The organism is Pseudomonas bubulae (assembly GCF_900618535.1).
GTDB lineage: Bacteria > Pseudomonadota > Gammaproteobacteria > Pseudomonadales > Pseudomonadaceae > Aquipseudomonas > Aquipseudomonas bubulae.
Map to the genome: position 1 here is coordinate 15026 of NZ_UYJA01000001.1, position 25746 is coordinate 40771.

Genomic DNA, 25746 nt, shown 5'->3' on the forward strand with positions numbered 1-25746 from the left:
CGGAGACAGTACTCATGACGCAATCGTCACTTTCCGGCAGCGCGGCTATTGTTGGCCTGGGCGCGACCGAATTTTCGAAAAACTCCGGGCGCACCGAACTGCGTCTGGCGCTGGAGGCCACTCTGGCTGCGTTGAAAGACGCCGGTATTGAACCTTCCGAGGTCGAGGGCTTCAGCTCGTACTCGGTGGATAAAGTGCCGGAATATGAAATCGCCCGGTTACTGGGGTGCAAGGACGTCAAGTTCTTCTCCCAGGTGCCCCACGGCGGCGGTGCTGCCTGCGGGCCGATCATGCACGCAGCCATGGCCGTGGCCACCGGTGTGGCCAAAGTGGTGGTGGTGTACCGTGCCATGAACGAGCGCTCGTGGTATCGCTTCGGCAGCGGCAGCTACGGCTTTGCCTCGACCCCGACGTTCGAGAACGTCAACTACGGCTGGTATATGCCCCACGGCCTGCACACGCCAGCATCCTGGGTCGGGATGTTTGCCCAGCGTTACATGCATACCTACGGGGCCACCTCCGAAGACTTTGGCCGCGTAGCGGTAGCCGTACGGGATTTTGCCGCCACCAACCCCCAGGCGTTTTTCTACGGCAAGCCGATCACCCTGGAAGAACACCAGGCTTCGCGCTGGATCTGCGAGCCGCTGCACCTGCTCGATTGCTGCCAGGAATCCGACGGTGCCGTGGCGATGGTGATCACCTCGGCCGAACGTGCCAGGGACTTGCGCCAGAAGCCGGTGATGATCAAGGCCGGTTCCCAGGGCATTACCTCGGGCCAGCAGATCATGACCTCGTTCTACCGCGACGACATCACCGGACTGCCGGAAATGGGCGTTGTCGCCAAAGAGCTGTATCGCCAGTCGGGACTTGGCCCCGAGGCGCTGCAAACGGCGATCATTTATGACCACTTCACCCCGTTTGTACTGCCGCAACTGGAAGAATTCGGCCTGTGCGAACGCGGCGAGGCCAAGGAGTTTATTCGCGCCGGGCACCATGCCCGTGGCGGCAAATTCCCTATCAATACCCATGGTGGGCAACTGGGCGAGGCTTATATCCACGGCATGAACGGCGTGGCCGAAGCGGTGCGGCAGGTTCGCGGCAGCTCGGTCAACCAGGTCGACAATGTCGAGAACGTATTGGTGACGGCCGGCACCGGTGTGCCAACCAGCGGCCTGATTCTGGGAGCAGCCTGAATGTTCGTCGACCTGACGCCAGAACAACATGCCCTGCGTTTGAAGGTGCGGGACTACTTCCAGAACCTGATGACCCCGCAGTTGCGTGAGCAATTGCGCGGCAAAGAGGGCGGCCAGCTGTACCGCGACACCATCCGCCAGATGGGCCGTGACGGCTGGCTGGCGGTGGGTTGGCCCAAGGAACACGGCGGCCAGGGCTATGGCCCTACCGAGCAGTTTATTTTCTTTGAAGAGGCCAATATCGCCGGTGCGCCGTTGCCGTTCGTAACCATCAGCACCGTGGGGCCGGCGTTGATGGCCCACGGTACCGAGCAGCAAAAGGCGCGGTTTTTGCCGGGTATCGCGGCAGGGGAAATCATCTTCGCCATCGGCTACTCCGAGCCGGATGCAGGCAGCGATCTGGCTGCGCTGAAAACCACGGCGCGCCTCGAAGGCGACGCGTTCGTGGTCAACGGCAACAAGCTCTGGACCTCGGGTGCGGAGTCGGCTGACTACATCTGGCTGGCGGCGCGCACCGATGCCGAGCGGCCGCGGCACAAAGGCGTGTCGATCCTGATTCTCGACACCCGCGCGCCGGGCTTTGCCAGCACGGTGATCCCGACCACCAGCATCCCGACGGCGGCCACCTACTACGACAACGTGCGGGTGCCCACCGACATGCTGGTGGGCGAGTTGAATGGCGGCTGGAAACTCATCACGGCACAACTTAACCACGAGCGTCTGGGCCTGGGCGCCTGGTCGGACAAGGTCGTGGGGCTGTTTGGCCGGGTCTTGAAGTGGGCCAATGCAGCCGATGAACGTGGCGTGCGTGCCACCGACAAGGCCTTGGTGCGTGCGGGACTGGCGCAGTGCTACGCGCGGCTGGAAGCCATGCGCCTGATCAACCTGCGCATTGCCGCCGACCTCGAGCGCGACCGCATGGACGTGGCGCTGGCGTCGACCACCAAGGTCTACGGCTCGGAGTCGGGGATCGAGATATTGCGAGTCCTGAGCAACATGGTCGGTGCCGCGGGCTTGATACGCAGCGGTTCACCGGCGGCGCTGCTGCACGGCGAACTGGAGTACGAAGTGCGTGCTTCAGTGACCCTGACCTTTGGCGGTGGCACCAATGAAATCCAGCGCGAGCTGATCGCCCAGTTCGGTTTGGGCATGCCGCGTACCCAGCGTTAAACAATGCCGAAAACCTGTAGCCGCTGGCGAGGTACGAGGCTGCGACAAGGGGCGCAGGCCCTGCAGATCACCGGGGCTGCTGCTCATCCCGTCGCAGCCTCGTACCTCGTCAGCGGCTACAAGAACCGAAAGGTGAAACAACATGAACGCGATTGACCAGTTCAGAGAACAGACCCGCAGCTGGCTTGAGGCCAATTGCCCGCCATCGCAACGCAAGGCCATCCCTGAAGGCGAAATGGTGTGGGGGGCCCGCAAGATGGAGTTCCCCAGTGAAGATGCGCAATTGTGGTTCGAGCGCATGCGCGACAAAGGCTGGTTCTGCCCCGAGTGGCCCGTTGAATACGGTGGCGCCGGGCTGAGTGCGGAGTACAACGCCGTGCTCGAAAGCGAGCTGCGCCGCCTCAAATGCCGCCCGCCGCAAATCAACCTGGGCATCTGGATGCTGGGCCCGGTGCTGCTGGAGTTCGGTACCGAAGAGCAGAAAAAACAGCTGCTTACACCCATGACCCGTGGAGAGGTGCGCTGGTGCCAGGGCTTCTCCGAGCCCAATGCCGGTTCTGATCTGGCCAGCCTGAAAACATCGGCCCGGGATGCCGGCGATCACTTTGTGGTCGATGGCAGCAAAATCTGGACCTCCTACGGCGACAAGTCGGACTGGATGTACGCTCTGGTGCGCACCGATGCCAAGGCCAGCAAGCACACGGGCATCAGCCTGATCGTACTGGACATGAAGAGCCCCGGAGTCAGCGTTGCGCCGATTGATTTGATCAGCGGCAAGTCGGCGTTCTGTCAGGTGTTTTTCGATGGCGTCAAAGTTCCGAAAAGCCAGTTGATCGGCCCGCTGCACGGCGGCTGGAACCTGGCCAAGCGTCTGTTGCAACACGAACGCAAGGCCATGTCCAAGTTTGGCGAGTTCAGCTTGCCGACCCATTTTCATTTGTTGCCCCTGGTCAAACAGTACTTGCCCGAGGCCACCGGCCAGAGCGAGTCGGCACTGGTTGCACGAGCGGTGGCCACGGCCATGAACGAGCACAGCTACAACCTGACCGTGCAGCGCATGGGCGAAGCCGGCCGCGTCGGGCAGGACGTCAGCGGGCTGATGTCGATCATGAAGCTGGTGCACACCGAACAGGAGCGCGACAAGTTCGAAGTGCTGCTCGATGTCATGGGCTATCAGGGACTGGGCTGGGAGCCGGATGCTTTCAGCCCCCAGCAACAGGCAATCACCCGCGGCTGGTTGAACAGCTTCGCCCTGACCATCTCTGGCGGCTCGTCGGAAGTGCAGCTCAACGTTATTGCCAAGCGGGTCCTGGGCCTGCCTGACGTGAAGTAAGGAAACTCACCATGAACCTGCTTTACAACGAAGATCAACGACTGCTGGCCGACAGCGCCGGCGAATTTCTCGCCGCGCGCAGCCCGGTGTCCCGTCAGCGCGCCTTGCGGGATGAAGCGCAGGTGGACGGCTTTGACCCGCTACTGTGGCAAGACGCGGTGGCGTTGGGCTGGAGTGCAATTCCTTTCCCGGAAAACCTCGGCGGGCTGGATTTTGGCTGCATGGGCCTGGGGCCGATTTTTGAAGCCATCGGTTGTAATCTCAGTGCCACGCCGTTGCTTTCGAGTGTGGTGCTCAGCGGATCGCTGCTGCACCTGCAAGGCAATGCACAGCAGCAGGACCGCTGGCTGTCGGCGACCATCAGCGGGGGGCAGCGGGTGGCGCTGGCGCTGGACGAACAGCCACGGCACAACCCGGCGAAAGTGGCGTTGCAAGCTGTGGCCAATGGCGACGGCTACAGCCTGAGCGGAGATAAATATTTCGTTATCGACGGGGTGGGGGCCGACGCTTATCTGGTGGCGGCACGCACCGGCACGGCAGGCATCAGTCTGTTTCTGCTGCCGGCAGATGCCCCGGGCCTGACCGTCAGCCCGTTGCCGCTGATTGACTCGCGCAACCATGCGCGCTTGCAGCTGGATCAGGTACAGGTCGGGGCTGATGCCTTGCTGGGTGCCGCCGGGTCTGCCATGCCGGCCTTGAATATCGCCCTGGATCGCGGCCGCGTGTGTCTGGCTGCCGAGATGCTGGGCATGTCTGAAAAGCTGTTTGAACTGACCCTCGACTACCTCAAGACCCGTGTGCAGTTTGATGTGGCGATAGGCACCTTCCAGTCCCTGCAACATCGCGCGGCGCAGTTGTATGTGGATCTGGCGCTGGCACGCAGCGCCGTGATGGCCGGTCTGGCGGCGCTGGACGACAGCAGCCTGAGCGAGGCCGAGCGTCAGCGCCTGGCCAGCCTGGCCAAGTGGAAGGCCGGGCAGACGGCGATCAAGGTGGCCAACGAGGCGGTGCAGATGCACGGCGGCATCGGTGTCACCGACGAGCTGGATGTGGGCCTGTTTCTCAAGCGTATCCGGGTGGCCCAGGCAACCCTTGGCGATGCCGATTATCACTGCGAGCGCTATGGAGCTCTGGAGCTGGCGCACGCTTGAGCCTGTAGCGGGCAGTTCGAGTCAGGAGAATAACAAGATGAAACTTGAACAATGGCAGAGCGCCTGGCAGCAACTGATTGGTGCCGGCTCGCCTTTTGAAGTACAGACACCCGCCGATGGCGGGCCGAAATTTTTTCGTCATACCGCCGCCAGCGTCTGGGCCGCGATTGATAGCGGGCGCATCCACGGTGACCGTGAATTTCTGGTGTGGGAGCAGCAGCGCCTGACATTCAGCCAGTTTTTCGATCAGGTGGATCGCCTGGCGGGGCAACTGGTCGAGACCTTTGGCTTGCGCAAGGGTGATCGCGTGGCCATTGCCATGCGCAATCAGCCCGCCTGGCTGGTGGCGTTTGCCGCCATCCAGCGTTGCGGTGCGGTGTGTGTACCGCTCAACAGCTGGGGGCTGCGTGACGAACTGTTCCACGGTCTGCAGGACAGCGGCGCATCCCTGTTGCTGTGCGACGAGCCACGCTTGCAGTTGCTCGCCAATGACCTGCGCCAGCAGGGGCTGGCAACCGTGGTGGCGGGGCTGCGCGCAGGCGTGCCGCTGGAGGAGCATTGCCATCGGCTGGAGGACCTGCTGGCAGCCCCGGCGCTGAGCGTGCCGGTACAGTCGGTCAGTGCCAGTGATCCGGCGATGATCCTCTACACCTCGGGCACCACCAGCCTGGCCAAGGGCGTGTTGTCGACCCATGGCGCAGTCTGCCAGGCGCTGGTCGCCCTGGAGTTTCAGGGGGCATTCTGTGCGGTCAGTTCGCCGGAACGCATCAGTGTGGTAATCAATAGCGGCTATGCTCCCGCCACCCTGATGGCGGTGCCGCTGTTCCATGTCAGTGGCCTGCATGCCCAGTTTCTGCTGGCCTTGCGCAGTGGGCGGCGCTTGCTGCTGATGTACAAGTGGGACGTGGAAAAAGCCCTCGACCTGATCCGTGACGAACAATGCACCCAGTTCAACGGTGCGCCGGTGATGATGCAGCAACTGCTGGCTTCGCCACGTTTTGGCAGCTCCGACACTGCGAGCCTGTTCGGGCTGGGCCTGGGCGGTGCGGCACCCTCCAGCAGCCTGCTGGACAACCTGACCCGGCGCAAGCCCGAAGCAATCGGTGGCAGCGGCTATGGCCTGACCGAAAGTAATGGCATCTGTGCGGCCCATGGTGGCGACCAGTTCGTCTACAAACCGGCATCGGCCGGGTGGCCCTTGCCGATTGTCGATGTGCGTATCGGTGACAGCCCGGATCGCCCCGTGCCGGCCGGGGTCAGCGGGCTGATCTGGATGCGCTCGCCAACCCTGATGAGCGAATACTGGAACCTGCCCGAAGCCAGTGCGCGGACCCTGTGCGATGGCTGGCTCGACACCGGCGATATCGGCTTGCTGGATGACGAAGGCTTCCTCTACATCACGGATCGCGCCAAGGATCTGATCAATCGCGGCGGCGAGAAAATAGCTGCTGCCGAAGTTGAGTCCTGTGCCTGTGAAATGCCCGGGGTGATTGAAGCGGCAGCATTTGCCGTACCTGATGATGTGCTGGGTGAAGTGGTGTTTCTGGTGGTGCGGGGCGAGCCGGATGCAACCCCAGGCAGCGAAGCCGTGCGCAGTTTTATCGCCCAGCGCCTGGCCAGCTACAAGGTGCCGGCGCAGATCCATGTGCAGCACACACCCTTTGCCCGCAATGCCTCGGGCAAGACGCTAAAAAGTGTGCTCAAGGAACTGCTGGTAACGGCTTGAGTAGTCTCTGTGGACGATGTGCTCGCCGCTGATTGGCGAAGAATGGATGCACACCCCCAGCAAGCCTTATTCGCGTAGGAGGCAATACATGAAAATAACAAGAACAGGCGTAATGCTCGCAGCCGCCATGGCCGTCAACGTGGTCGCCATCGGCACGGCATCTGCTCAGGTATCGCCCGCAGAAGCGGCCAAACTGGGCAAGGAGCTGACCTGTGTAGGGGCAGAGCAGGCGGGTAACGCCGCGGGCACCATCCCTGCGTATACCGGCAAGTACCTGGGCGAAGTGCCGGGTTGGAACCATGTGAAGTTTTCCGGCGACCAGCCGGTTGACCCCTACGCTGCGGAGAAGCCGATTCTGGTGATTACCGCGCAGAACATGGCCCAGTACGAAGACAAACTGACCGAAGGCCAGAAGGCGCTGCTCAAGCGTTATCCGACCACCTACAAGATGAACATCTACACCGGTCACCGTGACTACCGCTACCCGGATTACGTGTGCCAGCGGGTCATGAACAACGCCTTGAACGCCAAGCTGGTCAATGATGGCATGGGCTTTGAAGGGCTGGGACAAGTGCCGTTCCCGATTCCTAAAAACGGCATGGAAGCGCTGTGGAACCACCAGCTGCCGGCCCGTGCCTGGACCGAAGAAAAAACCAGTGACCTGGCCTCCGTGCTGCCCAACGGCAGCATTGGCTGGGGCCGTGCCTATGCCCGCAACCTGGCCATGGCCAACTCGCCTACGGTAGAACCCAGGACTGAAAACAAGCTCCAGGCCATGAGCAACAACATGACCCTCAAGCCGACCCGTGACAACGGCACGCTGAGCATCTCCCACGAACCCTACAACTTCGCCACCGACCCGCGCCAGGCCTGGAGCTACAGCCCTTCGACCCGTCGTGTGCGACTGTTGCCGGGCTACGGCTACGACCAGCCGATGATCGGTACCAATGGCACCATGACCGTGGACGAAGACCGTTTGTATAACGGCTCGCCGGAGCGCTACAACTGGAAGCTGCTGGGCAAGCGCGAAATCTACATTCCGGCCAACGCCTACAAGCCCAACGCAGGTACGGTGAAATACGCTGACATGCTGACGCCCAATCACCCCAATCCGGACTTGATGCGTTATGAGCTGCGCCGGGTGTGGGTGGTTGAAGCCGACCTCAAGGAAGGCTACCGCCACGTATACGGCAAGCGTGTACTGTTCCTCGACGAGGACACCTGGAACTCGGTGCTGGCGGACAACTACGACGCGCGTGGCCAGTTGTGGAAACACGCCATGATCAACTACTACTACCACCCGGACATGAGTGGCTGGCAGGCCGGTTCACAGTTCTTCATGGACTTGAACTCGGGGCAGTACACCGGCTACGGCATGACCAACGAAGCCAAGAAAGGCCCGATCCTCAACGAAGGCAAGTTCACCCCTGACCAGTACACCGCTGATGCGGCGCGGGCGATGGGGAGGTAAACCGCAGGGTTGCAGGTAAAAGCCCCGTCGGTGTAACGCCTGCGGGGCTTTTTCATGGGCTCAGGTCAGTGAGGCAAACGTCATTCCGGTGGCATGGACGACCTGACGCATGGTGCGCAGTGTCGGGTTGCCCTTGGGCGAAAGGGCGCGGTACAGGCTTTCGCGGGAAAGCCCGGCCTTTTCGGCTATTTGTGCCATGCCGCCCCGTGCTTCGACAACATGGCGCAACGCGGTCAGAAAGCTGGCCTGGCCACCTTCTTCATCGAGCTCATCAATGGCGATACGCAGGTATTCAATGGCAAATTCGGGATCCTGGCGGATCATCTCGATAACGGATTCGTCGTGATTCTTGGTTTTGTTCATGGCTTCCTCTTCTGATACTCGTTCCAGCAGCGCACGGCTTTTTCGATATCGGCCTGTTGCTGGCGCTTGTCGCCACCCAGCAGCAGCAACACCAGTTTTTTGCCGTCCCGAGCGTAATACAGCCGATAGCCTGGTCCGTGATCTATACGCAATTCCCATACGCCCTGGCACAGGGCTTTGCAATCACCAAAAGCGCCCGCTGAAAGCCGGTTGACCCGCACGGTGATGCGTGCCTTGGCCGTGCGATCCTTTAAGTGGTCCAGCCACTGCTGGTAGGGGTCGTTACCTGTTTCGCTGAGGTAGTGTCTTATCTCTAGCATTTGAAATGTAGCTTTGAAGCTACCCTTTGGTCAATTATTTTTAACCGCCAAGCACGGCTGTTCGTCAGTGCAGACCCACATTCAATGTGATTGAAGGTGGCCGTGGCAAAGCTAGGGCTGCGGTGTAGCGAGGGCAATTAGGATGGATCGCAAGGTTGTGCAGGTTTTATTACATAGGCGCATTTGCGGCGCAGCGGCAGACCCCGGTAATGCAACACGTCATTGCCGGGGGAGGGGGAGGGTTGTGTCGAAGGGGAGTGATTAATTATGCCTGCGACCACACGGCCAATTCGTAGCCATCCAGGTCGGTGAAGTGGAAGCGGCTGCCGCCGGGAAACTTGAATTCAGGTCGGCTGATGAGACCTCCGGCAGCGCTGATGGCTTGCTGAGCCTGGGCCAGGTCGTCGGCGTACAGAATGATCAGCGGGCCACCGGGGCGTACAGGTTCGCCAGTGGTGAAGCCGCCGCTCAGGCGCCCATCGCTGAATTCGCTGTAGGTGGGGCCAAAGTCGGTGAAGGTCCAGCCGAACACGGCGCCATAAAAGACTTTGCTGCGCGCGATGTCATGGACGTTGAATTCGATGTTGTCGATTCTATTGTGGCGGTTGTCAGTGGTCACGGGCATCTCCTTATGAGGCTCAAATATAGATAAGTGACTGGCTGAATGCCATCCGGTTCTTATCAGCACAGGAAGCTCGTAGCCATTGGCCAAAGCAGTCACCCAGCTTGAGTGTTTTGACCATTGTTGCAGAGCCTTCGCAGGGCGATTATCAGCAGGATTTTTCACGGTTCCCATCCTAAAAATAAAGACCGAGGGATTCTGCTGATGCGCGACTATCTGAGTTCGATGACTGATTTTGACTACCAACGCACGGTAGCCGGTGCGCTGGATGGCCATCTGGCAGCGATCAATGCCTGTGTCGAGTGCTGCGACCGTCATGCCTTGCCGGGCCGCATTGCGTTGTTCTGGGAGGGGCGCGATGCCAGCAGCGCGACTTATACCTTCACTCAGTTGCAGGAGCAGGCCGCGCGCTTTGCCAATTTTCTCCTCGCCCAGGGTGTCAAGCAGGGCGACAAGGTGGCAGGTTTGCTGCCACGCAATGTCGAGTTGTTGATCGTCGCATTCGCCGCCTGGCGCATTGGTGCCATCTACCAGCCCCTGTTCACTGCATTCGGGCCAAAGGCCATTGAACACCGGCTTAACAGCTCGGGGGCCGTGCTGGTGGTCACCGATGCGGTCAACCGCGTCAAGTTGGACGAGGTCAACGACTGTCCGGCCATTGTCACGGTGGCGGGAGCCAAGGGGCAGGGCCTGGTACGTGGCGACTTCAGTTTCTGGGCAGAGCTGGACAACTACCCGGCTACCTGTGAGCCGGTGATGCTGAGCGGCGAAGATCCGTTCCTGCTGATGTTTACCTCAGGCACTACCGGGCCAGCCAAGCCGCTGCTGGTACCGCTCAAGGCCATCGTTGCATTCCAGAGCTACACCCGTGATGCAGTGGGGCTGCGCCCCGAGGATTCGTTCTGGAACCTGGCAGATCCGGGCTGGGCCTATGGCATTTATTTCGGCATCACCGGGCCACTGTCGATGGGCCACCCGATCACCCTGTACGACGGTCCGTTTACGGTCGAAAGTACCTGCCGGGTCATCAGGAAGTACGGTATTACCAACCTGACCGGTTCGCCCACCGCCTATCGCCTGTTGATTGCGGCCGGTGACGCCTTCGCCAGCAAGATCAAGGGCCAGTTGCGCGTGGTCAGCAGTGCCGGGGAGCCGCTCAACCCCGAAGTCATCCGCTGGTTTGCCGATGAACTCAACGTCACCATCCACGACCACTATGGCCAGACCGAAGTCGGCATGGTGCTGTGCAACCATCACGGGCTCGATCATCCGGTGCATATGGGCGCCGCCGGTTTTGCCTCGCCGGGCCACCGCATCGTGGTGCTCGATGACAATCATCAGGAGCTGCCCGTTGGCCAGCCGGGGATTCTGGCGGTTGATCGCAGCCAGTCGCCGATGTGCTGGTTTGGTGGCTACGAAGGCTTCAAGACCAAGGCTTTTGTCGGCAACTATTACCTGAGTGGCGATACCGTGGAGCTGAACCCGGACGGCAGCATCAGTTTTGTCGGGCGCAGTGATGACGTGATCACCACGTCCGGTTACCGCGTCGGGCCTTTTGATGTGGAAAGCGCCATGATCGAACACCCGGCGGTGGTAGAGGCCGCCGTGGTGGGCAAGCCGGACCGTGAGCGCACCGAGCTGGTCAAAGCCTTTGTGGTGTTGAACCCTCAGTATCTGGGGGATGCACAACTGGCTGAAACCCTGCGCCTGCACGTGCGTCAACGGCTGGCTGCCCACGCTTACCCCCGTGAAATCGAATTTGTCAGCGAATTGCCGAAGACACCCAGCGGCAAGTTGCAGCGCTTTATTTTGCGCAATCAGGAAATCGCCAAGGCTGAGCTGGCCGCAAGCGCCAGCGTCTAACTTTCAGGAATCATCATGCAAATCGAAAACAAGGTTTTTATCGTCACCGGTGGTGCATCGGGGCTGGGTGCCGCCACGGCGCACATGCTGGTCAAGGCAGGTGCCAAAGTGATGCTGGTGGACCTGAACGCCGAAGCAGTGGCCGCCCAGGCCCTGGCGTTGGGCGAGCAGGCGCGCAGCGCTGTGGCGGACATCAGCCAGGCAGATGCCGCCCAGGCGGCCGTGGCCGCTACAGTGGCCGCCTTTGGCGCGGTCAACGGGCTGGTCAACTGTGCCGGCATTGTGCGCGGTGAAAAGATCCTCGGTAAAAACGGCCCCCATGGGCTGGACACATTCAGCCAGGTGATCAACGTCAACCTGATTGGCAGCTTCAACATGTTGCGTCTGGCTGCAGCGGCGATTGCCGAAACCACTGCCGATGCCGAGGGCGAGCGCGGGGTGATCATCAACACGGCTTCGGTCGCGGCATTCGACGGTCAGATCGGTCAGGCAGCTTATGCCGCATCCAAGGGCGCGATTGCCAGTCTGACCTTGCCTGCAGCCCGTGAACTGGCACGCTTCGGCATTCGGGTAATGACCATCGCCCCGGGTATTTTTGAAACCCCGATGATGGCTGGCATGACGCCTGAAGTGCGTGCATCGCTGGCCGCCGGTGTGCCATTTCCACCACGCTTGGGCAAGCCTGACGAGTACGCCTCGCTGGTGCGTCAGATTATTGAAAACAGCATGCTCAATGGTGAGGTGATCCGACTCGACGGTGCCTTGCGCATGGCCGCGAAATAAGAGGTGAGATATGACAATCAGCAATGATCCGGTTGTAATCGTAAGTGCTGCGCGTACGCCCATGGGCGGCTTTCAGGGGGACTTCAAGGGCCTGACCGCGCCGCAACTGGGCGCTGCGGCGATCCGTGCAGCGGTTGAACGCGCGGGTGTTGCTGCCGATGGTGTGCAAGAAGTGTTGTTTGGCTGTGTGCTGTCGGCAGGCATCGGCCAGGCACCTGCCCGTCAGGCCGCCCTGGGGGCCGGGCTGGACAAGGGTACCCGTTGCACCACACTGAACAAGATGTGCGGCTCGGGCATGGAAGCGGCCATTCTTGGGCACGACAGGCTGCTGGCCGGCAGTGCCGATGTGGTGGTGGCAGGGGGCATGGAGAGCATGTCCAATGCGCCATACCTGCTTGATCGCGCCCGCAGCGGTTACCGCATGGGCCATGGCCGGGTGCTGGATCACATGTTCCTCGACGGCCTGGAAGACGCCTATGACCGTGGCCGCCTGATGGGGACTTTTGCCGAAGACTGCGCCCAGAATCACGGTTTTACCCGTGAAGCTCAGGATGCATTTGCCGTGGCCTCCCTGACCCGTGCGCAGCAGGCCATCAAGGACGGCAGTTTTAGCAGCGAGATCGTCCCGGTGCAGGTGACCGTGGGTAAAGAGCAGCGCCTGATCAGTGATGACGAGCAGCCGCCCAAGGCCAATCTGGCAAAAATTCCAACCCTGAAACCGGCGTTCCGCGAGGGCGGTACGGTGACGGCGGCCAACTCCAGCTCGATTTCCGACGGTGCGGCGGCGCTGGTACTGATGCGTCGCAGCGAAGCGCAAAGACGTGGCCTCAAGCCGTTGGCGGTTATCCACGGCCACGCCGCCTTTGCCGATGAGCCGGGGTTGTTTCCGACTGCACCGGTGGGGGCAATCAAGCGCCTGATGAGCAGCACTGGCTGGGATCTGAATCAGGTCGATCTGTTTGAAATCAACGAAGCCTTCGCTGTGGTCAGCCTGGTAACCATGACTGAGCTGGATATCCCCCACAGCAAGGTCAATATCTACGGCGGCGCCTGTGCGCTGGGGCATCCGATTGGGGCTTCGGGTGCGCGAATATTGGTGACTTTGCTCTCGGCATTGCGCCAGCAAAAGGCTACACGCGGTGTTGCCGCCATCTGCATCGGCGGCGGTGAAGCCACGGCAATTGCCGTGGAATGTCTGTATTAAGGATTTTGTATGCTGCCTACACCCGAACAATTACAAATACGCGAAGCAGCCCGAGAGTTTGCCCAGGAACGCCTCAAACCCTTTGCCGCCGAGTGGGACAAGCAGCATCGGTTTCCTCGTGAGGCAATTGCCGAGATGGCTCAATTGGGATTTTTCGGCATGCTGGTGCCCGAGGAGTGGGGCGGTTGTGACACGGGTTATCAGGCCTATGCCATGGCCCTTGAAGAAGTCGCCGCCGGTGACGGCTCGTGCTCCACGATCATGAGCGTGCATAACTCGGTGGGTTGCGTGCCGATTCTCAAATACGGCAGCGAGGCGCAAAAACAGCAATTTCTGATCCCCCTGGCCAGCGGTGAAATGCTCGGCGCGTTTGCCCTCACCGAGCCGCAGGCCGGCTCCGATGCCAGTGACCTGAAAACCCGAGCCCGCCGCGAAGGCGATCATTACATTCTCAATGGCTGCAAGCAGTTCATTACCTCAGGGCAAAACGCCGGAGTGGCGATCGTGTTTGCGGTGACGGATCCGGCGGCGGGCAAGCGTGGCATTACCGCATTTATCGTACCCACGGATACTCCGGGTTACAGCGTGGCCCGGGTTGAAGACAAACTGGGGCAGCATGCATCGGACACCTGCCAGATTCTGTTTACTGACCTGAAGATACCGGTGGCCAACCGCCTGGGCGAAGAGGGGCAAGGCTACAAGATTGCCCTGGGCAACCTGGAAGGCGGGCGCATCGGTATTGCCGCACAAGCCGTAGGCATGGCCCGTGCAGCCTTTGAAGCGGCCCGCGACTATGCCCGCGAACGCGTGACCTTTGGCCAGCCCCTGGTGGAGCATCAGGCGGTGGCGTTTCGCCTGGCCGATATGTCGACGGAAATCGCCGTCGCCCGGCAGATGGTCCATTACGCTGCGGCACTGCGTGACAGTGGGCAATCGGCGCTGGTCGAGGCCTCGCAAGCCAAGCTGTTTGCATCGGAAATGGCCGAGCGCGTGTGCTCCAAGGCGTTGCAAACCCTGGGCGGTTATGGCTATTTGAGCGACTTCCCGCTGGAAAGGATCTACCGCGATGTGCGGGTGTGCCAGATCTATGAAGGCACCAGTGATATTCAGCGCATGGTCATTTCGCGCAATCTTTGAATCGAGGACATTAGCGATGAGCTACGAAACCATTCTGTTGGACATCCATGGGCAAGTGGGCCTGATTACCCTGAACCGGCCCCAGGCGCTGAATGCTCTGAATGCGCAATTGATCCGCGAAGTAAACCACGCGCTGGACAGCCTGGAAGCCGATAACGGGATTGGCTGTATCGTTATCACCGGCTCGAAGAAATCCTTTGCTGCCGGTGCGGACATCAAGGAGATGGCCGACCTGAGCTACCCGCAAATTTATCTTGATGACCTGTTTTCCGACAGCGACCGTGTGGCGGCCAGGCGCAAGCCGATTATTGCTGCAGTCGCGGGTTTTGCCCTGGGTGGCGGTTGTGAACTGGCAATGATGTGTGACTTTATTCTGGCCGGGGACAACGCCAAATTCGGCCAGCCTGAAATCAACCTGGGGGTGTTGCCGGGCATGGGCGGCACACAGCGCCTTACCCGTGCGGTGGGCAAGGCCAAGGCCATGGAAATGTGCCTGAGCGGGCGTTTGATAGGCGCAGAAGAGGCGGAACGTTCGGGGTTGGTGGCCCGTGTGGTGCCGGTGGATGAATTGCTCGACGAAGCGCTGAAGGTAGCGGCCACCATTGCCAAAAAGTCCCTGCCGGTGCTGATGCAGACCAAGGAATGCGTCAACCGTGCCTTTGAGGTGAACCTGGCTGAAGGTGTGCGTTTCGAGCGTCGGGTATTCCACGCCTTGTTCGCCACACAGGACCAGAAGGAAGGCATGGCGGCGTTTGTTGAAAAACGCGAGGCGCAGTTCAAGAACCAATAACTGCACATGCCTCTATGTGGGAGCGGGCTTGCTCGCGATAGCCTCAACTCGGTGTGTGAGAAGCACCGAGCCGCCTGCATCGCGAGCAAGCCCGCTCCCACTGGTTTTGAGCCAGTTTCTAAAGCAGGTAATTCTTCAACTCCCGCGCAATCACCATGCGCTGAATCTCGCTCGACCCTTCATAAATCTGGGTAATCCGCGCATCGCGGTAGTAGCGCTCCACCGGATAGTCTTCAAGGTAGCCATAGCCACCGTGGATCTGGATGGCTTTGGAACACACATACTCGGCCATTTCCGAAGCAAACAGTTTGGCTTGCGAAGCTTCTGACAGACAGGGCTTGCCCGCGCTGCGCAGGCGCGCCGCATGCAGGATCAGCAGGCGTGCCGCATTGATGCGGGTTTGCATGTCGGCGAGCATATTGGCCACGCTCTGGTGCTCAATGATCGCCTTGTCAAATTGCACCCGGTCACGGGCGTAACCCAGTGCTGCCTCGAAGGCCGCACGGGCGATGCCCAATGCCTGGGCGCCAATGCCGATTCGCCCGCCTTCCAGGTTGGCCAGGGCAATGGCCAGCCCCTTGCCGCGCTCGCCGAGCATATTGGCTTCAGGCACGCTGCAGCTGTTGAGGGTTACCGCGCAGGTGTCCGAGGCGCGGATGCCCATTTTGTGTTCGGTGCGGTCGACAATAAAACCGGGGGTGGCGGTGGGTACCAAAAACGCCGAAATGCCTTTTTTGCCCAGATCAGGGTCGGTTACCGCAAAGACAATGGCCAGTTTGGCGCGCTTGCCATTGCTGACAAACTGCTTGGCACCGGTAATCACCCATTGACCGTCACGCAACTCGGCGCGGGTGCGCAGGTTATGGGCCTCGGAGCCGGCCTGGGGCTCGGTCAGACAAAAGCAGGCGATGGTCTGGCCGCTGGCCAGCTCCGCCAGCCAGGTCTGTTTTTGCTCCTCGCTGCCGTATTTCAGTATCGGCCCGCAGCCCACCGAATTGTGGATGCTCATCAGGGCGCCGGTAGCGGCATCGCCCGCTGAGATTTCTTCCACGGCCAGGGCGTAGGCGACGTAGTCGACATAGGTGCCGCCCCATTCCTCCGGCACCACCATGCCCAGCAACCCCAGTTCGCCAAGCTTGGCCACCAGCGCGTCGTCGATCCAGCCGGCTTTTTCCCAGGCCTGGGCATGGGGGGCGATTTCACGCCGGGCAAAGTCGCGAGCCATGTCGCGGATCATCACTTGTTCTTCGCTCAGTTCGATGTCTTGCATGGCTCAGGCTCCCTTGGCGTTGAATGCGGTGAAGAAACTGGCGACATGGGCTGGATCCAGTGCATCCAGGCTGGGCGGGTTCCACTGCGGTTTCTTGTCCTTGTCGATAATCAATGCACGCACGCCTTCCATCAGGTCGCCGCGATCAAACCACTGGCGATCCAGGTGCAGTTCCAGGGCGAAGCATTGCTCAAGGGGCAGCGCTCGGCCACGGCGCAGCATTTCTAGGGTCACGGCCATCGCCAGCGGCGAGCGGGTTTGCAACAAGTCGGCGTTTTCATTGGCCCAGTCGCGAGTTTCCGGGGCTATGACAGCGCGCAGATGAGCGATAATCCGTGGCATGTCGACCTGGGCGAAAACGCTGTCAATCAGCGGGCGCAACCTGGCCAGCGGTGGGTCGGGCAATACGGTTACGGCGAATCGGGCTACCAGCGCGGTCAGGTCATCGATAGGGGATTTTTGCCAGTTGAGGCTGTCGAGGCCCTTGTCCAGTTCAGGCAGTGCGGTGCTTTCCAGATAGCCGTCAGCAAGCCCGCAGTACAAGGCATCGGCAGCGCGGATTTGGACCCCGCTGACGCCCAGGTAAGTGCCCAACTGACCTGGCGTTCGGGTCAGGAAGTAGCTACCGCCAACGTCAGGAAAATAACCGATGCCCACTTCCGGCATCGCCAATTTGCTGCGCTCGGTAACCAGGCGCAGATCCGCGCCTTGCACCAGGCCCATGCCGCCGCCGAGAACGAAGCCGTCCATCAAGGCCACAACGGGTTTGGGGTAGCGGTGCAGGGTCAGGTCGAGGGCATATTCCTCTTCAAAGAACAGGGTATGCAGGGTGTCGTTGTTTTGATAGCTGTCGTACAGCGAGCGTATATCTCCGCCCGCGCAGAAGGCTTTTTCGCCCGCGCCACGCAGTACCACGGCCTTGACTTGCGGGTCTTCGACCCAGGCATCGAGTTGCTGCTGGAGGCTGCGGACCATTTCAAGATTGATGGCATTGAGTCCGCCTGGGCGGTTCAAGGTCAGGTGGCCAATATGGTTGCGGACCTCGGCCAGAACGGTGCTTTGCAGCTGCGCGATATCCGGTGTCGGTGAGGAGGAAACCTGAGCAGTCATCACTAACTCCCTGCTTTATATTATTTTTAAGGGGGTTCACGGGTGAACGATAACCGATGCTAACAGTGCAAATTTGCCCATTACAACCCTGATAAGTGCAGGGTTGCTGTGCATTTTTGCATATTGGGCGTGCAGCAATGCGCGATCTTATTGCGCCAGCCAGCCACCATCGACATTCCATGCCGCGCCCCGTACCTGACTGCCAGCCTCACTGCATAAAAACAGCACCAGCTCGCCCAGTTGCGGCGGGGTGACGAATTCCAGCGAAGGTTGTTTTTCGGCCAACAGGTCGTGCTGCGCCTGATAGGGGTCAATGCCCTGGCTGATGCGCTGATCAATCTGTTTTTGCACCAGCGGCGTCAGCACCCAGCCCGGGCAAATGGCGTTGCAGGTGATATTGCTGGTGGCGGTTTCCAGGCCCACCACTTTGCTCAGGCCGATTACCCCGTGCTTGGCGGCGACATAGGCGGCCTTGCCGACCGAGCCCACCAGGCCATGAACCGAGGCAATATTGACGATGCGCCCCCAGCCGCGCTTGCGCATGCCGGGCAGGGTGAGGCGGGTGCTGTGGAACACGCTGGACAGGTTAATGGCGATGATCGAATCCCAGCGCTCTACCGGGAACTCTTCGACGCTGGCTACATGCTGAATGCCTGCATTGTTGACCAGGATGTCGACGCCGCCGAATTCGCGCTCGGCATAATCGATCATGTCGGCGATCTGCGCCGGGTCGCTGACATCTGCGGGGTGGTGACCTACCCTGACGCCGAACTGTTCGACTTCGGCAATCACTTTGGCCGGATCGCCAAAACCGTTGAGGATCAGGTTGGCTCCGGCCTTGGCCAGGCTCAATGCGATACCCAGGCCGATGCCGCTGGTGGAGCCGGTAACCAATGCAGTTTTACCTGTAAGGCTCATGATCAATTCCTCGGATGAGTCACGACGGATTCGTGAATGAGGAAACGTAGCACGGGGATTTGCCGTTGCCCAAACGAAACGACCCGCCAAAAGGCGGGCCGTCTTCACGCAGCGCGCAGAGGATCAGTCCTGGCGGCTGGTGACTTCCAGCAGGTGGTAGCCAAACTGGGTTTTAACCGGGCCTTGCACCACGTTGATTGGCGCGCTGAACACGACAGTGTCGAATTCTTTAACCATTTGGCCCGGGCCGAAAGAGCCCAGATCGCCGCCCTGACGGCTGGACGGGCAAGAAGAATTGGCCTTGGCAACTTCGGCGAAATCAGCGCCGCCTTCGATTTGGGCTTTCAGTTCGTTGCACTTGTCTTCGGTGGCAACCAGGATATGACGGGCAGTGGCTTTGGCCATGAGGGTGTACTCCTTTCAAGAAAGTGCCGAGCCTACCGGATTCAGTAGGGTTTTTCTCGGCAAAAAGTGCGCTTAGCTATATTTCGTTGCGGGTTTGCCGGTGGGCTTATGCTCCCGCTGCCTTTAGTCGTCTGGCGTGATCGAGGTAATGGGCGACAGGGTCAATGCGTGTGCGGTTCATTCTGGCCAGGTGATTGATGGTGTCCAAGTGGTCCATTGCATAGTCCGAGCCGATCACATGGCCCAGATGCGAGCTGAAACGTCCGACCAGCCCGTCGTTCTGTTTGCTCTCGCGGGTAAAGAAACTGCCAAAGATGCGGCAGGCATTGTGTAGAGGGTCGAGCAGATTTAGCGACTCCGACAACCGTGAGCCCTTGATGATGCCGCTCCATGAGTAATAAAGAACGTCATTGACCTGCTCGGGGCCCATGCCGCCCCATGTGGCGGGCAGGCCCTGGGGGTATTTCAGGTTGAAGGCGGCAACGCCTTCGGTGGTCAGCGCGTTGAGGGCTTCAAGGGCGTGTTGCGGTAATTGCCGGTGGCCGGTGATCGCGGACAGGAAACTGGAAAACGAGGTGGTCAGGGCGGCGGCGACGGTTTCGGGGAGCGATCCGGGCACGAAGGCCTGGCGCAAGCGGTCTGCTGCTTCGGAGCCATGATTCGGTCCGCTGACGGAGGTGACGGAGGCGATCAGAAGGGGGGCCACGGCTGCCGCATAGCGGGCTGTCAGGGCACCCTGGCTGTGGCCGATCAGGTTGACCCGTGTTGCCCCGGTGCGCGAGCAAACCCCGCGTATGTATTCAAGCAGCTGCTCGCCCCGGGTCTCGTTGTTGTTGGCGGCCGAGATGATCGGTACGAAAACCCGGGCGCCCGATCCGCCGAGCGCTTGCTTGATGCCTTTGAAGTAGTTGAATGGGCCTATGCGGCCGAAACCGAAGAGGCCGTGTACCAGTAATATCGGATACTTGGTATTGGCTGAGTCGTCCATGGGCTATTTTCCAGGTGTTTTTGAACCATAAAAACACCTTAGTCGATACCGGCTTCGCGCAACCGTAGGCATTGTCCCTGGTTGCGCTGCGGTTTGCCGAACGCGTCTGTCAGGCGATGGCCTTGGCGGTGTGGCGCTGTGTTTGCAACTGATGTGCGGCGTTACGCAGCAGTTGCTCGGTCGCGTCCCAGCCCAGGCAGCCATCGGTCACCGAGACCCCGTAGCGCATGTTTGCACCCAGGGACTGGCAGCCTTCGAACAGATGGCTTTCGAGCATCATGCCGATCAGCGAGTGATCGCCGGCAAGACGTTGTTCAAGCACATCATTGAAGACTTGCGGCTGGCGCAGCGGGTCTTTGCCACTGTTGGCGTGGCTGCAATCGACCATCATGCGGGCCGGGATGGCGGACTTCTCAAGCCCTGCACGAGCCTTGGCGACGTTGGCGCGGTCGTAGTTGGGACCGCTGTGGCCGCCGCGCAACACCAGATGGGTGTCGGGATTGCCACGGGTCTCGACGATTGCCGGGTGGCCCTGGCTGTCGATGCCGAAGTGACGATGGCTGTGGGCGGCGGAACGCATGGCGTCGCAGGCAATGGCCACGCCGCCGTCGGTGCCGTTCTTGAAGCCCACCGGCAAATCAAGCCCGCTGGCCATTTCGCGGTGGATTTGCGATTCCGTGGTGCGGGCGCCAATAGCTACCCAGCCCAGCAAGTCGTCGAAGTAGCCGGCGGCGATGGGTTGCAATAGCTCGGTGGCGACCGGCAGGCCCATGCGCAGCATCTCCAGCATCAATTCGCGCGAAAGGGTCAGGCCGTGGGCCATGTCATCGCTGCCGTCCAGGTGCGGGTCGTAGGCCAGGCCTTTCCAGCCCACGGTGGTGCGCGGTTTTTCAATGTAAGCACGCATTACCAGCAGCATGTCGTCGCGCACATCATGGGCGAGGGCAGCCAGGTTGCTGGCGTATTCCAGGGCGGCGACGGGATCGTGGATGGAGCAGGGGCCGACCACCACCAGTAAACGGGAGTCTTCACCGTCAAGGATGGCGCGAATGGCCTGGCGCTGGCTGCTGATCTGGACGCGCAGGGCATCGCTGAGGGGCAGTTGCTGTTTGAGTTGTGCTGCCGTGGGCAGGCGACGGGTCGTCACCGGGGCAGATACGGCGTGTACGGTTGGCAGGGCGGATACGGATGCGTTCATGGTTCGGGCTTCCTGGGCAGGCGGCGGGTTGTCCCGCGCGCTCAGCCCTAGTGGGGTGTTCGACAATTGGCCAGACTGGCTGTAAGTACGTGCGTGCCACCAATGTGGGTCCGTTCGGAGGCGGCAGGCTGTCCCGAACGGCGGCTGATAAATCGCCATGCAGTGCAAAGGTCGAAACGGTAATAAGTGGCGTAGTTCATGGGGTAAATCCTCAATTCAAGAAAATGTCAGGGGCCAAAAAAACAAAACCCCCGGTCGGGAAGCCGACCGGGGGTGAGAATTCTCTGTCAGGCGACCCCTAAGTAGTGGGCGCCGTGTGGGTATCAGGCGCGCCAGTGGCTAAACCAATACCCAAAATAAAATCGTGCTGTGGAGTGCATGTTGTTCGCGCACACAGCAGCAGCCAGACGCGATTGGCGTGTGGTCATGCAGATGGCGGTGGTGGCGTGATGCAACATGGGTGGTCTCCGATTGATGGTTTGCAGCTTACGCGAGGCGAACGGGCAGATTCAATAAGAAAATACTATCTGGAACTCCCACGATCACTATTGACCTGTACGTGTGCAATGCCGGGGCAGGGCGCAGAGCCCTGTAATCGGGCCCCTGAGCCAGTATGAACACTAAATCGGGCCTGTCGCCCGATTAGGCGCATACTCAAGCTAACTCATCATCCTTAGCTTCTGTCAGATGCGTGCCCTGGGACGGAATGATCCCGTCCTTCATGCCCAGAAGAACCGCTACCTTGTGGGCTTCACCACGTTTCCCCTTTTTGCGCCCGGCGAGCACTTGATAAGTGGTAGCCGGGTCTATGCCATGTTCCCGAGCGAACTCTTGAACGGACTTTCCCTGGTGTTCCAGCCATGCCTTGGCTTGTGCAGCGGTACGAATTCCGGTCATAGTTCAAAACCGTTCAAAGTTGTTTAATATTTATCGATTATACCATCCTTGTGGGTGTTTAAAATGGGATCCTACATCCAAATGAGTGGAATTGGTTTGCGCTTGCGGCAGGAGCGAGAGCGGCTAGGTTTGTCGCAAAAAACTTTTGGCGAAATCGGTGGTGTCGAGGCTAATGCCCAGGGCAAATATGAAAATGGTGACCGCGCACCCAAGGCAGATTACTTGTCGCGCGTTGCTGCCCGGGGTGTAGACGTGCTTTACGTGTTGACCGGCAGTCCAACCCCGACCCTGCTCGATAATTTGAGTCATCTTGAAGAGAAGGTGCTGATCAGTTACAGGGTGCTGCACAAGGAGGATCAGGACGCCATTCGCCGCCTCACCACTACCCTGGCAGAATTATCGGCACCTCAAGCGGCAAAGGAACGCCGTGATCCTAAGGAGGTAGATCCCGTCAAGGAATGAATGTTTAAAAGGATTTAATGCTTTGGCAGGGATAGTTGACGCAAGTCGATAGGTTGGTGCTTTAGTTTTTGCTAAGGTGTCGGCAATCAACCAAGACCAATTTGCGAGGTGTCGACTTGATTCGGGTTCTAGTGGTCGATGACCACGATCTTGTGCGTACAGGGATCACACGAATGCTGGCCGATATCGAAGGTCTGCAGGTGGTCGGTCAGGCCGAGTCCGGCGAAGAGTCGTTGCTCAAGGCTCGTGAATTGAAGCCGGATGTGGTCCTGATGGATGTCAAAATGCCTGGCATTGGTGGTCTTGAGGCTACTCGCAAGATGATGCGCAGCCACCCGGATATCAAGGTTGTCGCTGTGACCGTGTGTGAAGAAGACCCTTTTCCTACGCGCTTGCTGCAAGCAGGCGCGGCGGGTTACATGACCAAAGGTGCCGGTCTGGCTGAAATGGTTCAGGCAATTCGCCAGGTGTTCGCAGGCCAGCGCTATATCAGTCCGCAAGTGGCACAGCAACTGGCGCTCAAATCTTTTCAGCCTGCCAGCGACTCTCCCTTCGATGCCTTGTCCGAGCGCGAAATCCAGATCACCCTGATGATTGTTGGCTGTCAGAAGGTTCAGGTTATTTCTGACAAGCTTTGTTTGTCGCCCAAGACGGTAAACACCTATCGCTACCATATTTACGAGAAGCTCTCGGTCAAGAGCGATGTTGAGCTGGCCTTGCTGGCCGTTCGTCACGGCATGGTTGATGCTGGTTAGAGATGACAGACGTGTTTGATGCAAGTGCATTTCTTTCGACCTGCAGTGGTCGACCCGGCGTGTATCGCATGTTCGACAGCGATGCGCGGCTTCTCTATGTGGGCAAGGCCAAGCACCTGAAAAAACGCCTGGCCAGCTATTTTCGCAAAACCGGCCTGGCGCCCAAGACGGCTGCACTGGTTGCGCGTATCGCGCAAATTGAAACCACTATTACCGCCAACGAAACCGAAGCGCTGTTGCTTGAGCAGACGCTTATCAAAGAGTGGCGTCCGCCGTACAACATCCTGTTGCGCGACGACAAGTCCTACCCCTATGTGTTTTTGTCGGATGGTCAATACCCGCGGCTGAGTATTCACCGCGGTGCCAAAAAACTGAAAGGCAAGTATTTCGGGCCTTACCCCAGCGCCGGCGCCATCCGTGAAAGTCTGAGTATCCTGCAGAAGACTTTTCTGGTGCGTCAGTGCGACGACAGCTACTTCAAAAACAGAACGCGACCTTGCTTGCAGTACCAGATCAAGCGTTGCAAGGCGCCTTGCGTCGGCCTGGTTGACCCGCAGGAATATGCCGAGGACGTACGCCATTCGATCATGTTCCTTGAAGGGCGTAGCAGTGCCCTGACCGATGAGTTGAACGCAGCCATGGAACAGGCTGCCAGCACGCTGGACTTCGAGCGTGCTGCTGAGGTGCGTGACCAGATTTCCTTGCTGCGCCGGGTTCAGGACCAGCAAAGCATGGAGGGCGGTAACGGCGACGTGGACGTGATTGCCGCTTTCGTCAACCCGGGCGGCGCCTGTGTGCACCTGATCAACGTGCGCGGCGGGCGTGTGCTGGGCAGCAAGAATTTTTTCCCTCAGGTAGGTATTGAGGAAGATGTCGCCGAAGTCATGGCGGCCTTTCTTGGCCAGTACTACATCAGCAGCCCCGAGCGCGACCTGCCCAGCGAGTTGATCGTCAACGTGGAGCATGAGAGCTTCGGCGCGATTATCGATGCAATCGCCGAGCTGCGTGGCCGAGAGCTGGCGATCAGCTATCGTGTGCGCGGCACCCGGGCGCGCTGGCAGCAGTTGGCGGTCACCAATGCCGAGCAAGCGCTGATGGCCCGCCTGACCAATCGCCTGCATGTGGCGGCGCGTTTTGAAGCCTTGGCCCAGGTATTGAAACTCGACGAGATTCCGCAGCGCCTGGAGTGCTATGACATCAGCCACTCCAGCGGCGAGGCCACTGTGGCGTCCTGCGTGGTGTTTGGCCCCGAGGGGCCGATCAAGTCCGACTACCGGCGCTTTAACATTGAAGGTGTCACGCCAGGCGACGACTATGCCGCCATGCACCAGGCACTGATGCGGCGCTTCAGTCGACTCAAGGAGGGAGAGGGTAAACTGCCGGACATTCTTCTGGTCGACGGTGGCAAGGGGCAGATGTCGATGGCCCGTGATGTGCTGAATGAATTGGCAGTACCCGACCTGATTTTGCTTGGCGTGGCCAAAGGTACGACGCGCAAGGCCGGTTTTGAAACGCTTTACCTGAATGATGCGGCCCATGAATTCACCCTCAAGGGTGACTCGCCGGCCTTGCATCTGATCCAGCAAATCCGTGACGAGGCCCACCGCTTTGCAATTACCGGGCACCGGGCGCGACGCGGAAAAACCCGTCGAACCTCAACGCTGGAAGGCATTGCAGGGGTAGGGCCGACCCGCCGCCGAGATTTATTGAAACATTTTGGTGGCTTACAGGAGCTATCTCGTGCAAGCATCGAGGAGATCGCCAAAGCACCCGGGATCAGTAAAAAGCTCGCTGAGTTGATTTATGCAAACCTGCACAGCGAGTAGAATGCCACCTCACCTCGTAGCCAGTTGTGCCGATGAATATCCCTAATTTGATCACCGTACTACGCGTTCTACTTATTCCTTTCTTCATTTTGTTGTTTTACCTGCCTTACAGCTGGAGTTATGCAGCCGCCAGCTCAGTCTTCGCCTTTGCGGCGGCGACCGACTGGCTTGACGGCTACCTGGCCCGCCGGCTGGAGCAGAGCACGCCTTTTGGTGCCTTTCTGGATCCGGTGGCCGACAAGTTGATGGTGGCTGTGGCTTTGGTGTTGCTGGTGCAAGAGCATCACAACGTGTGGCTGACCTTGCCGGCGGCGGTGATTATTGGCCGTGAGATCGTCATCTCCGCGTTGCGCGAGTGGATGGCGGAGCTGGGGGCACGGGCCCAGGTAGCGGTCTCGAACATGGGCAAATGGAAAACCGCAGCGCAAATGCTCGCTCTGGTCATACTGCTGGCCAATCCGTCGGACTTCAGCTTCTGGGTATTGGTAGGGTACGGGTTGCTGTTGGTAGCTGCCGGCTTGACCCTGTGGTCGATGCTCCAGTATTTGCGGGCTGCCTGGCCGCATCTGAAGACCACCTCGGTAAAATAAATAAAACTTTTAAAACAAAGGCTTGACGCGTTATTAGATTTCTATAGAATGCGCATCACCAAGCGGGAATAGCTCAGTTGGTAGAGCACGACCTTGCCAAGGTCGGGGTCGCGAGTTCGAGTCTCGTTTCCCGCTCCAAACATGGCCCAGTGAATTCAATCGGATTCGCAAGGGCAGAACAAAGGACCTTCGGGTCCTTTT

General features: G+C 59.8%; 25 protein-coding genes and 1 tRNA gene. 16 read left to right on the plus strand and 10 right to left on the minus strand.

All coding sequences use genetic code 11. The features are described from left to right. Nucleotides 1-14 precede the first annotated feature (14 nt). The 6 genes from PPTH39_RS00080 to PPTH39_RS00105 all read left to right on the plus strand — a co-directional run bounded on the left by PPTH39_RS00080 (nt 15) and on the right by PPTH39_RS00105 (nt 8044). Nucleotides 15-1193, plus strand: coding sequence for a lipid-transfer protein (locus tag PPTH39_RS00080; protein ID WP_130871344.1), 1179 nt, complete (start codon nt 15-17; stop codon nt 1191-1193). Then, nucleotides 1194-2363, plus strand: coding sequence for an acyl-CoA dehydrogenase family protein (locus tag PPTH39_RS00085; protein ID WP_130871345.1), 1170 nt, complete (start codon nt 1194-1196; stop codon nt 2361-2363). A 142-nt stretch (nt 2364-2505) separates the two neighbouring features. Continuing rightward, complete coding sequence (locus PPTH39_RS00090; RefSeq protein WP_130871346.1) at nt 2506-3696, plus strand: acyl-CoA dehydrogenase family protein; 1191 nt, start codon at nt 2506-2508, stop codon at nt 3694-3696. Nucleotides 3697-3707: 11 nt separating this feature from the next. Further along, nucleotides 3708-4847 carry an acyl-CoA dehydrogenase family protein gene (locus PPTH39_RS00095; protein ID WP_095018447.1) on the plus strand — a complete coding sequence of 380 codons (1140 nt, stop codon included), beginning with the start codon at nt 3708-3710 and terminating at the stop codon, nt 4845-4847. 37 nt (nt 4848-4884) lie between these two features. After that, nucleotides 4885-6573, plus strand: a complete 1689-nt coding sequence (locus tag PPTH39_RS00100; RefSeq protein WP_130871347.1) for a class I adenylate-forming enzyme family protein — start codon at nt 4885-4887, stop codon at nt 6571-6573. Between the two features lie 88 nt (nt 6574-6661). Beyond that, nucleotides 6662-8044: a DUF1329 domain-containing protein gene (locus tag PPTH39_RS00105; RefSeq protein WP_232527576.1), complete on the plus strand. Its 1383-nt coding sequence runs from the start codon at nt 6662-6664 to the stop codon at nt 8042-8044. A 60-nt stretch (nt 8045-8104) separates the two neighbouring features. On the opposite strand, the gene PPTH39_RS00110 is transcribed toward PPTH39_RS00105, so the two are convergent. From PPTH39_RS00110 to PPTH39_RS00120, 3 genes are all read right to left on the minus strand, one after another. Beyond that, a complete protein-coding gene (locus PPTH39_RS00110; protein WP_095000014.1) occupies nt 8105-8407 on the minus strand; it encodes an addiction module antidote protein in 303 nt (100 codons plus the stop codon). Continuing rightward, nucleotides 8404-8727 (minus strand): type II toxin-antitoxin system RelE/ParE family toxin, encoded by a 324-nt coding sequence (locus PPTH39_RS00115; protein WP_095023299.1) that lies wholly within the window; start codon nt 8725-8727, stop codon nt 8404-8406. Before PPTH39_RS00115 ends, PPTH39_RS00110 begins: the two co-directional genes overlap by 4 nt. Before the next feature lie 265 nt (nt 8728-8992). Continuing rightward, the gene (locus tag PPTH39_RS00120) at nt 8993-9346 is read right to left on the minus strand and encodes a VOC family protein (RefSeq protein WP_198417380.1); all 354 of its coding nucleotides are present in this window, start codon (nt 9344-9346) and stop codon (nt 8993-8995) included. A gap of 207 nt (nt 9347-9553) precedes the next feature. Between PPTH39_RS00120 and PPTH39_RS00125 the strand changes: the two genes are divergently transcribed. Genes PPTH39_RS00125 through PPTH39_RS00145 form a run of 5 tightly spaced genes read left to right on the plus strand, consistent with a single transcriptional unit; the run spans nt 9554 to nt 15126 of the window. Then, on the plus strand, nt 9554-11212 hold the full coding sequence (locus PPTH39_RS00125) for an AMP-binding protein (protein WP_130871349.1): 1659 nt from the start codon (nt 9554-9556) through the stop codon (nt 11210-11212). A 15-nt stretch (nt 11213-11227) separates the two neighbouring features. After that, nucleotides 11228-11995 (plus strand): SDR family NAD(P)-dependent oxidoreductase, encoded by a 768-nt coding sequence (locus PPTH39_RS00130; RefSeq protein ID WP_095000018.1) that lies wholly within the window; start codon nt 11228-11230, stop codon nt 11993-11995. A 10-nt stretch (nt 11996-12005) separates the two neighbouring features. Next, on the plus strand, nt 12006-13199 hold the full coding sequence (locus PPTH39_RS00135) for an acetyl-CoA C-acyltransferase (protein WP_095018451.1): 1194 nt from the start codon (nt 12006-12008) through the stop codon (nt 13197-13199). A gap of 9 nt (nt 13200-13208) precedes the next feature. Beyond that, nucleotides 13209-14336 (plus strand): acyl-CoA dehydrogenase, encoded by a 1128-nt coding sequence (locus tag PPTH39_RS00140; protein ID WP_130871350.1) that lies wholly within the window; start codon nt 13209-13211, stop codon nt 14334-14336. Nucleotides 14337-14352: 16 nt separating this feature from the next. Further along, a complete protein-coding gene (locus tag PPTH39_RS00145; RefSeq protein ID WP_095026169.1) occupies nt 14353-15126 on the plus strand; it encodes an enoyl-CoA hydratase in 774 nt (257 codons plus the stop codon). 118 nt (nt 15127-15244) lie between these two features. Here PPTH39_RS00145 and PPTH39_RS00155 read toward each other — a convergent pair whose 3' ends face one another. The 7 genes from PPTH39_RS00155 to PPTH39_RS00185 form a co-directional block, all read right to left on the minus strand. Further along, nucleotides 15245-16396, minus strand: coding sequence for an acyl-CoA dehydrogenase family protein (locus PPTH39_RS00155; protein ID WP_095021146.1), 1152 nt, complete (start codon nt 16394-16396; stop codon nt 15245-15247). A gap of 3 nt (nt 16397-16399) precedes the next feature. Continuing rightward, a complete protein-coding gene (locus PPTH39_RS00160; RefSeq protein WP_130871352.1) occupies nt 16400-17506 on the minus strand; it encodes an enoyl-CoA hydratase/isomerase family protein in 1107 nt (368 codons plus the stop codon). A gap of 147 nt (nt 17507-17653) precedes the next feature. Further along, the gene (locus PPTH39_RS00165; RefSeq protein ID WP_153326651.1) at nt 17654-18424 is read right to left on the minus strand and encodes a 3-hydroxybutyrate dehydrogenase; all 771 of its coding nucleotides are present in this window, start codon (nt 18422-18424) and stop codon (nt 17654-17656) included. A gap of 123 nt (nt 18425-18547) precedes the next feature. Continuing rightward, entirely contained in the window at nt 18548-18829 is a 282-nt protein-coding gene (locus PPTH39_RS00170; protein ID WP_016781241.1) for a peptidylprolyl isomerase, read from the minus strand. Nucleotides 18830-18935: 106 nt separating this feature from the next. After that, nucleotides 18936-19817: an esterase/lipase family protein gene (locus PPTH39_RS00175; protein ID WP_095000024.1), complete on the minus strand. Its 882-nt coding sequence runs from the start codon at nt 19815-19817 to the stop codon at nt 18936-18938. Between the two features lie 109 nt (nt 19818-19926). Then, a complete protein-coding gene (locus PPTH39_RS00180; protein WP_095000025.1) occupies nt 19927-21015 on the minus strand; it encodes a 3-deoxy-7-phosphoheptulonate synthase in 1089 nt (362 codons plus the stop codon). Between the two features lie 654 nt (nt 21016-21669). After that, nucleotides 21670-21912, minus strand: a complete 243-nt coding sequence (locus tag PPTH39_RS00185) for a DNA-binding protein (protein ID WP_095018455.1) — start codon at nt 21910-21912, stop codon at nt 21670-21672. A gap of 81 nt (nt 21913-21993) precedes the next feature. Here PPTH39_RS00185 and PPTH39_RS00190 point away from each other — a divergent pair, with 81 nt between their 5' ends. From PPTH39_RS00190 to PPTH39_RS00210, 5 genes are all read left to right on the plus strand, one after another. After that, the gene (locus tag PPTH39_RS00190) at nt 21994-22374 is read left to right on the plus strand and encodes a helix-turn-helix domain-containing protein (protein WP_095000026.1); all 381 of its coding nucleotides are present in this window, start codon (nt 21994-21996) and stop codon (nt 22372-22374) included. Nucleotides 22375-22490: 116 nt separating this feature from the next. After that, entirely contained in the window at nt 22491-23129 is a 639-nt protein-coding gene (gene gacA / locus PPTH39_RS00195) for a response regulator transcription factor GacA (protein WP_130871353.1), read from the plus strand. A 2-nt stretch (nt 23130-23131) separates the two neighbouring features. Beyond that, nucleotides 23132-24955, plus strand: a complete 1824-nt coding sequence (gene uvrC / locus PPTH39_RS00200) for an excinuclease ABC subunit UvrC (RefSeq protein WP_095000028.1) — start codon at nt 23132-23134, stop codon at nt 24953-24955. 32 nt (nt 24956-24987) lie between these two features. Then, entirely contained in the window at nt 24988-25545 is a 558-nt protein-coding gene (gene pgsA, locus PPTH39_RS00205; protein WP_016781234.1) for a CDP-diacylglycerol--glycerol-3-phosphate 3-phosphatidyltransferase, read from the plus strand. A gap of 62 nt (nt 25546-25607) precedes the next feature. Continuing rightward, nucleotides 25608-25683, plus strand: a tRNA-Gly gene (locus PPTH39_RS00210). Nucleotides 25684-25746 lie beyond the last annotated feature (63 nt).

Bases quoted from the DNA above. Each gene is read 5' to 3' on its own strand.
- PPTH39_RS00080 (WP_130871344.1), top strand. From the start codon at position 15: ATGACGCAATCGTCACTTTCCGGCAGCGCGGCTATTGTTGGCCTGGGC.
- PPTH39_RS00085 (WP_130871345.1), top strand. From the start codon at position 1,194: ATGTTCGTCGACCTGACGCCAGAACAACATGCCCTGCGTTTGAAGGTG.
- PPTH39_RS00090 (WP_130871346.1), top strand. From the start codon at position 2,506: ATGAACGCGATTGACCAGTTCAGAGAACAGACCCGCAGCTGGCTTGAG.
- PPTH39_RS00095 (WP_095018447.1), top strand. From the start codon at position 3,708: ATGAACCTGCTTTACAACGAAGATCAACGACTGCTGGCCGACAGCGCC.
- PPTH39_RS00100 (WP_130871347.1), top strand. From the start codon at position 4,885: ATGAAACTTGAACAATGGCAGAGCGCCTGGCAGCAACTGATTGGTGCC.
- PPTH39_RS00105 (WP_232527576.1), top strand. From the start codon at position 6,662: ATGAAAATAACAAGAACAGGCGTAATGCTCGCAGCCGCCATGGCCGTC.
- PPTH39_RS00110 (WP_095000014.1), bottom strand. From the start codon at position 8,407: ATGAACAAAACCAAGAATCACGACGAATCCGTTATCGAGATGATCCGC.
- PPTH39_RS00115 (WP_095023299.1), bottom strand. From the start codon at position 8,727: ATGCTAGAGATAAGACACTACCTCAGCGAAACAGGTAACGACCCCTAC.
- PPTH39_RS00125 (WP_130871349.1), top strand. From the start codon at position 9,554: ATGCGCGACTATCTGAGTTCGATGACTGATTTTGACTACCAACGCACG.
- PPTH39_RS00130 (WP_095000018.1), top strand. From the start codon at position 11,228: ATGCAAATCGAAAACAAGGTTTTTATCGTCACCGGTGGTGCATCGGGG.
- PPTH39_RS00135 (WP_095018451.1), top strand. From the start codon at position 12,006: ATGACAATCAGCAATGATCCGGTTGTAATCGTAAGTGCTGCGCGTACG.
- PPTH39_RS00140 (WP_130871350.1), top strand. From the start codon at position 13,209: ATGCTGCCTACACCCGAACAATTACAAATACGCGAAGCAGCCCGAGAG.
- PPTH39_RS00145 (WP_095026169.1), top strand. From the start codon at position 14,353: ATGAGCTACGAAACCATTCTGTTGGACATCCATGGGCAAGTGGGCCTG.
- PPTH39_RS00155 (WP_095021146.1), bottom strand. From the start codon at position 16,396: ATGCAAGACATCGAACTGAGCGAAGAACAAGTGATGATCCGCGACATG.
- PPTH39_RS00160 (WP_130871352.1), bottom strand. From the start codon at position 17,506: ATGACTGCTCAGGTTTCCTCCTCACCGACACCGGATATCGCGCAGCTG.
- PPTH39_RS00165 (WP_153326651.1), bottom strand. From the start codon at position 18,424: ATGAGCCTTACAGGTAAAACTGCATTGGTTACCGGCTCCACCAGCGGC.
- PPTH39_RS00170 (WP_016781241.1), bottom strand. From the start codon at position 18,829: ATGGCCAAAGCCACTGCCCGTCATATCCTGGTTGCCACCGAAGACAAG.
- PPTH39_RS00175 (WP_095000024.1), bottom strand. From the start codon at position 19,817: ATGGACGACTCAGCCAATACCAAGTATCCGATATTACTGGTACACGGC.
- PPTH39_RS00180 (WP_095000025.1), bottom strand. From the start codon at position 21,015: ATGAACGCATCCGTATCCGCCCTGCCAACCGTACACGCCGTATCTGCC.
- PPTH39_RS00185 (WP_095018455.1), bottom strand. From the start codon at position 21,912: ATGACCGGAATTCGTACCGCTGCACAAGCCAAGGCATGGCTGGAACAC.
- PPTH39_RS00190 (WP_095000026.1), top strand. From the start codon at position 21,994: ATGAGTGGAATTGGTTTGCGCTTGCGGCAGGAGCGAGAGCGGCTAGGT.
- uvrC (WP_095000028.1), top strand. From the start codon at position 23,132: ATGACAGACGTGTTTGATGCAAGTGCATTTCTTTCGACCTGCAGTGGT.
- pgsA (WP_016781234.1), top strand. From the start codon at position 24,988: ATGAATATCCCTAATTTGATCACCGTACTACGCGTTCTACTTATTCCT.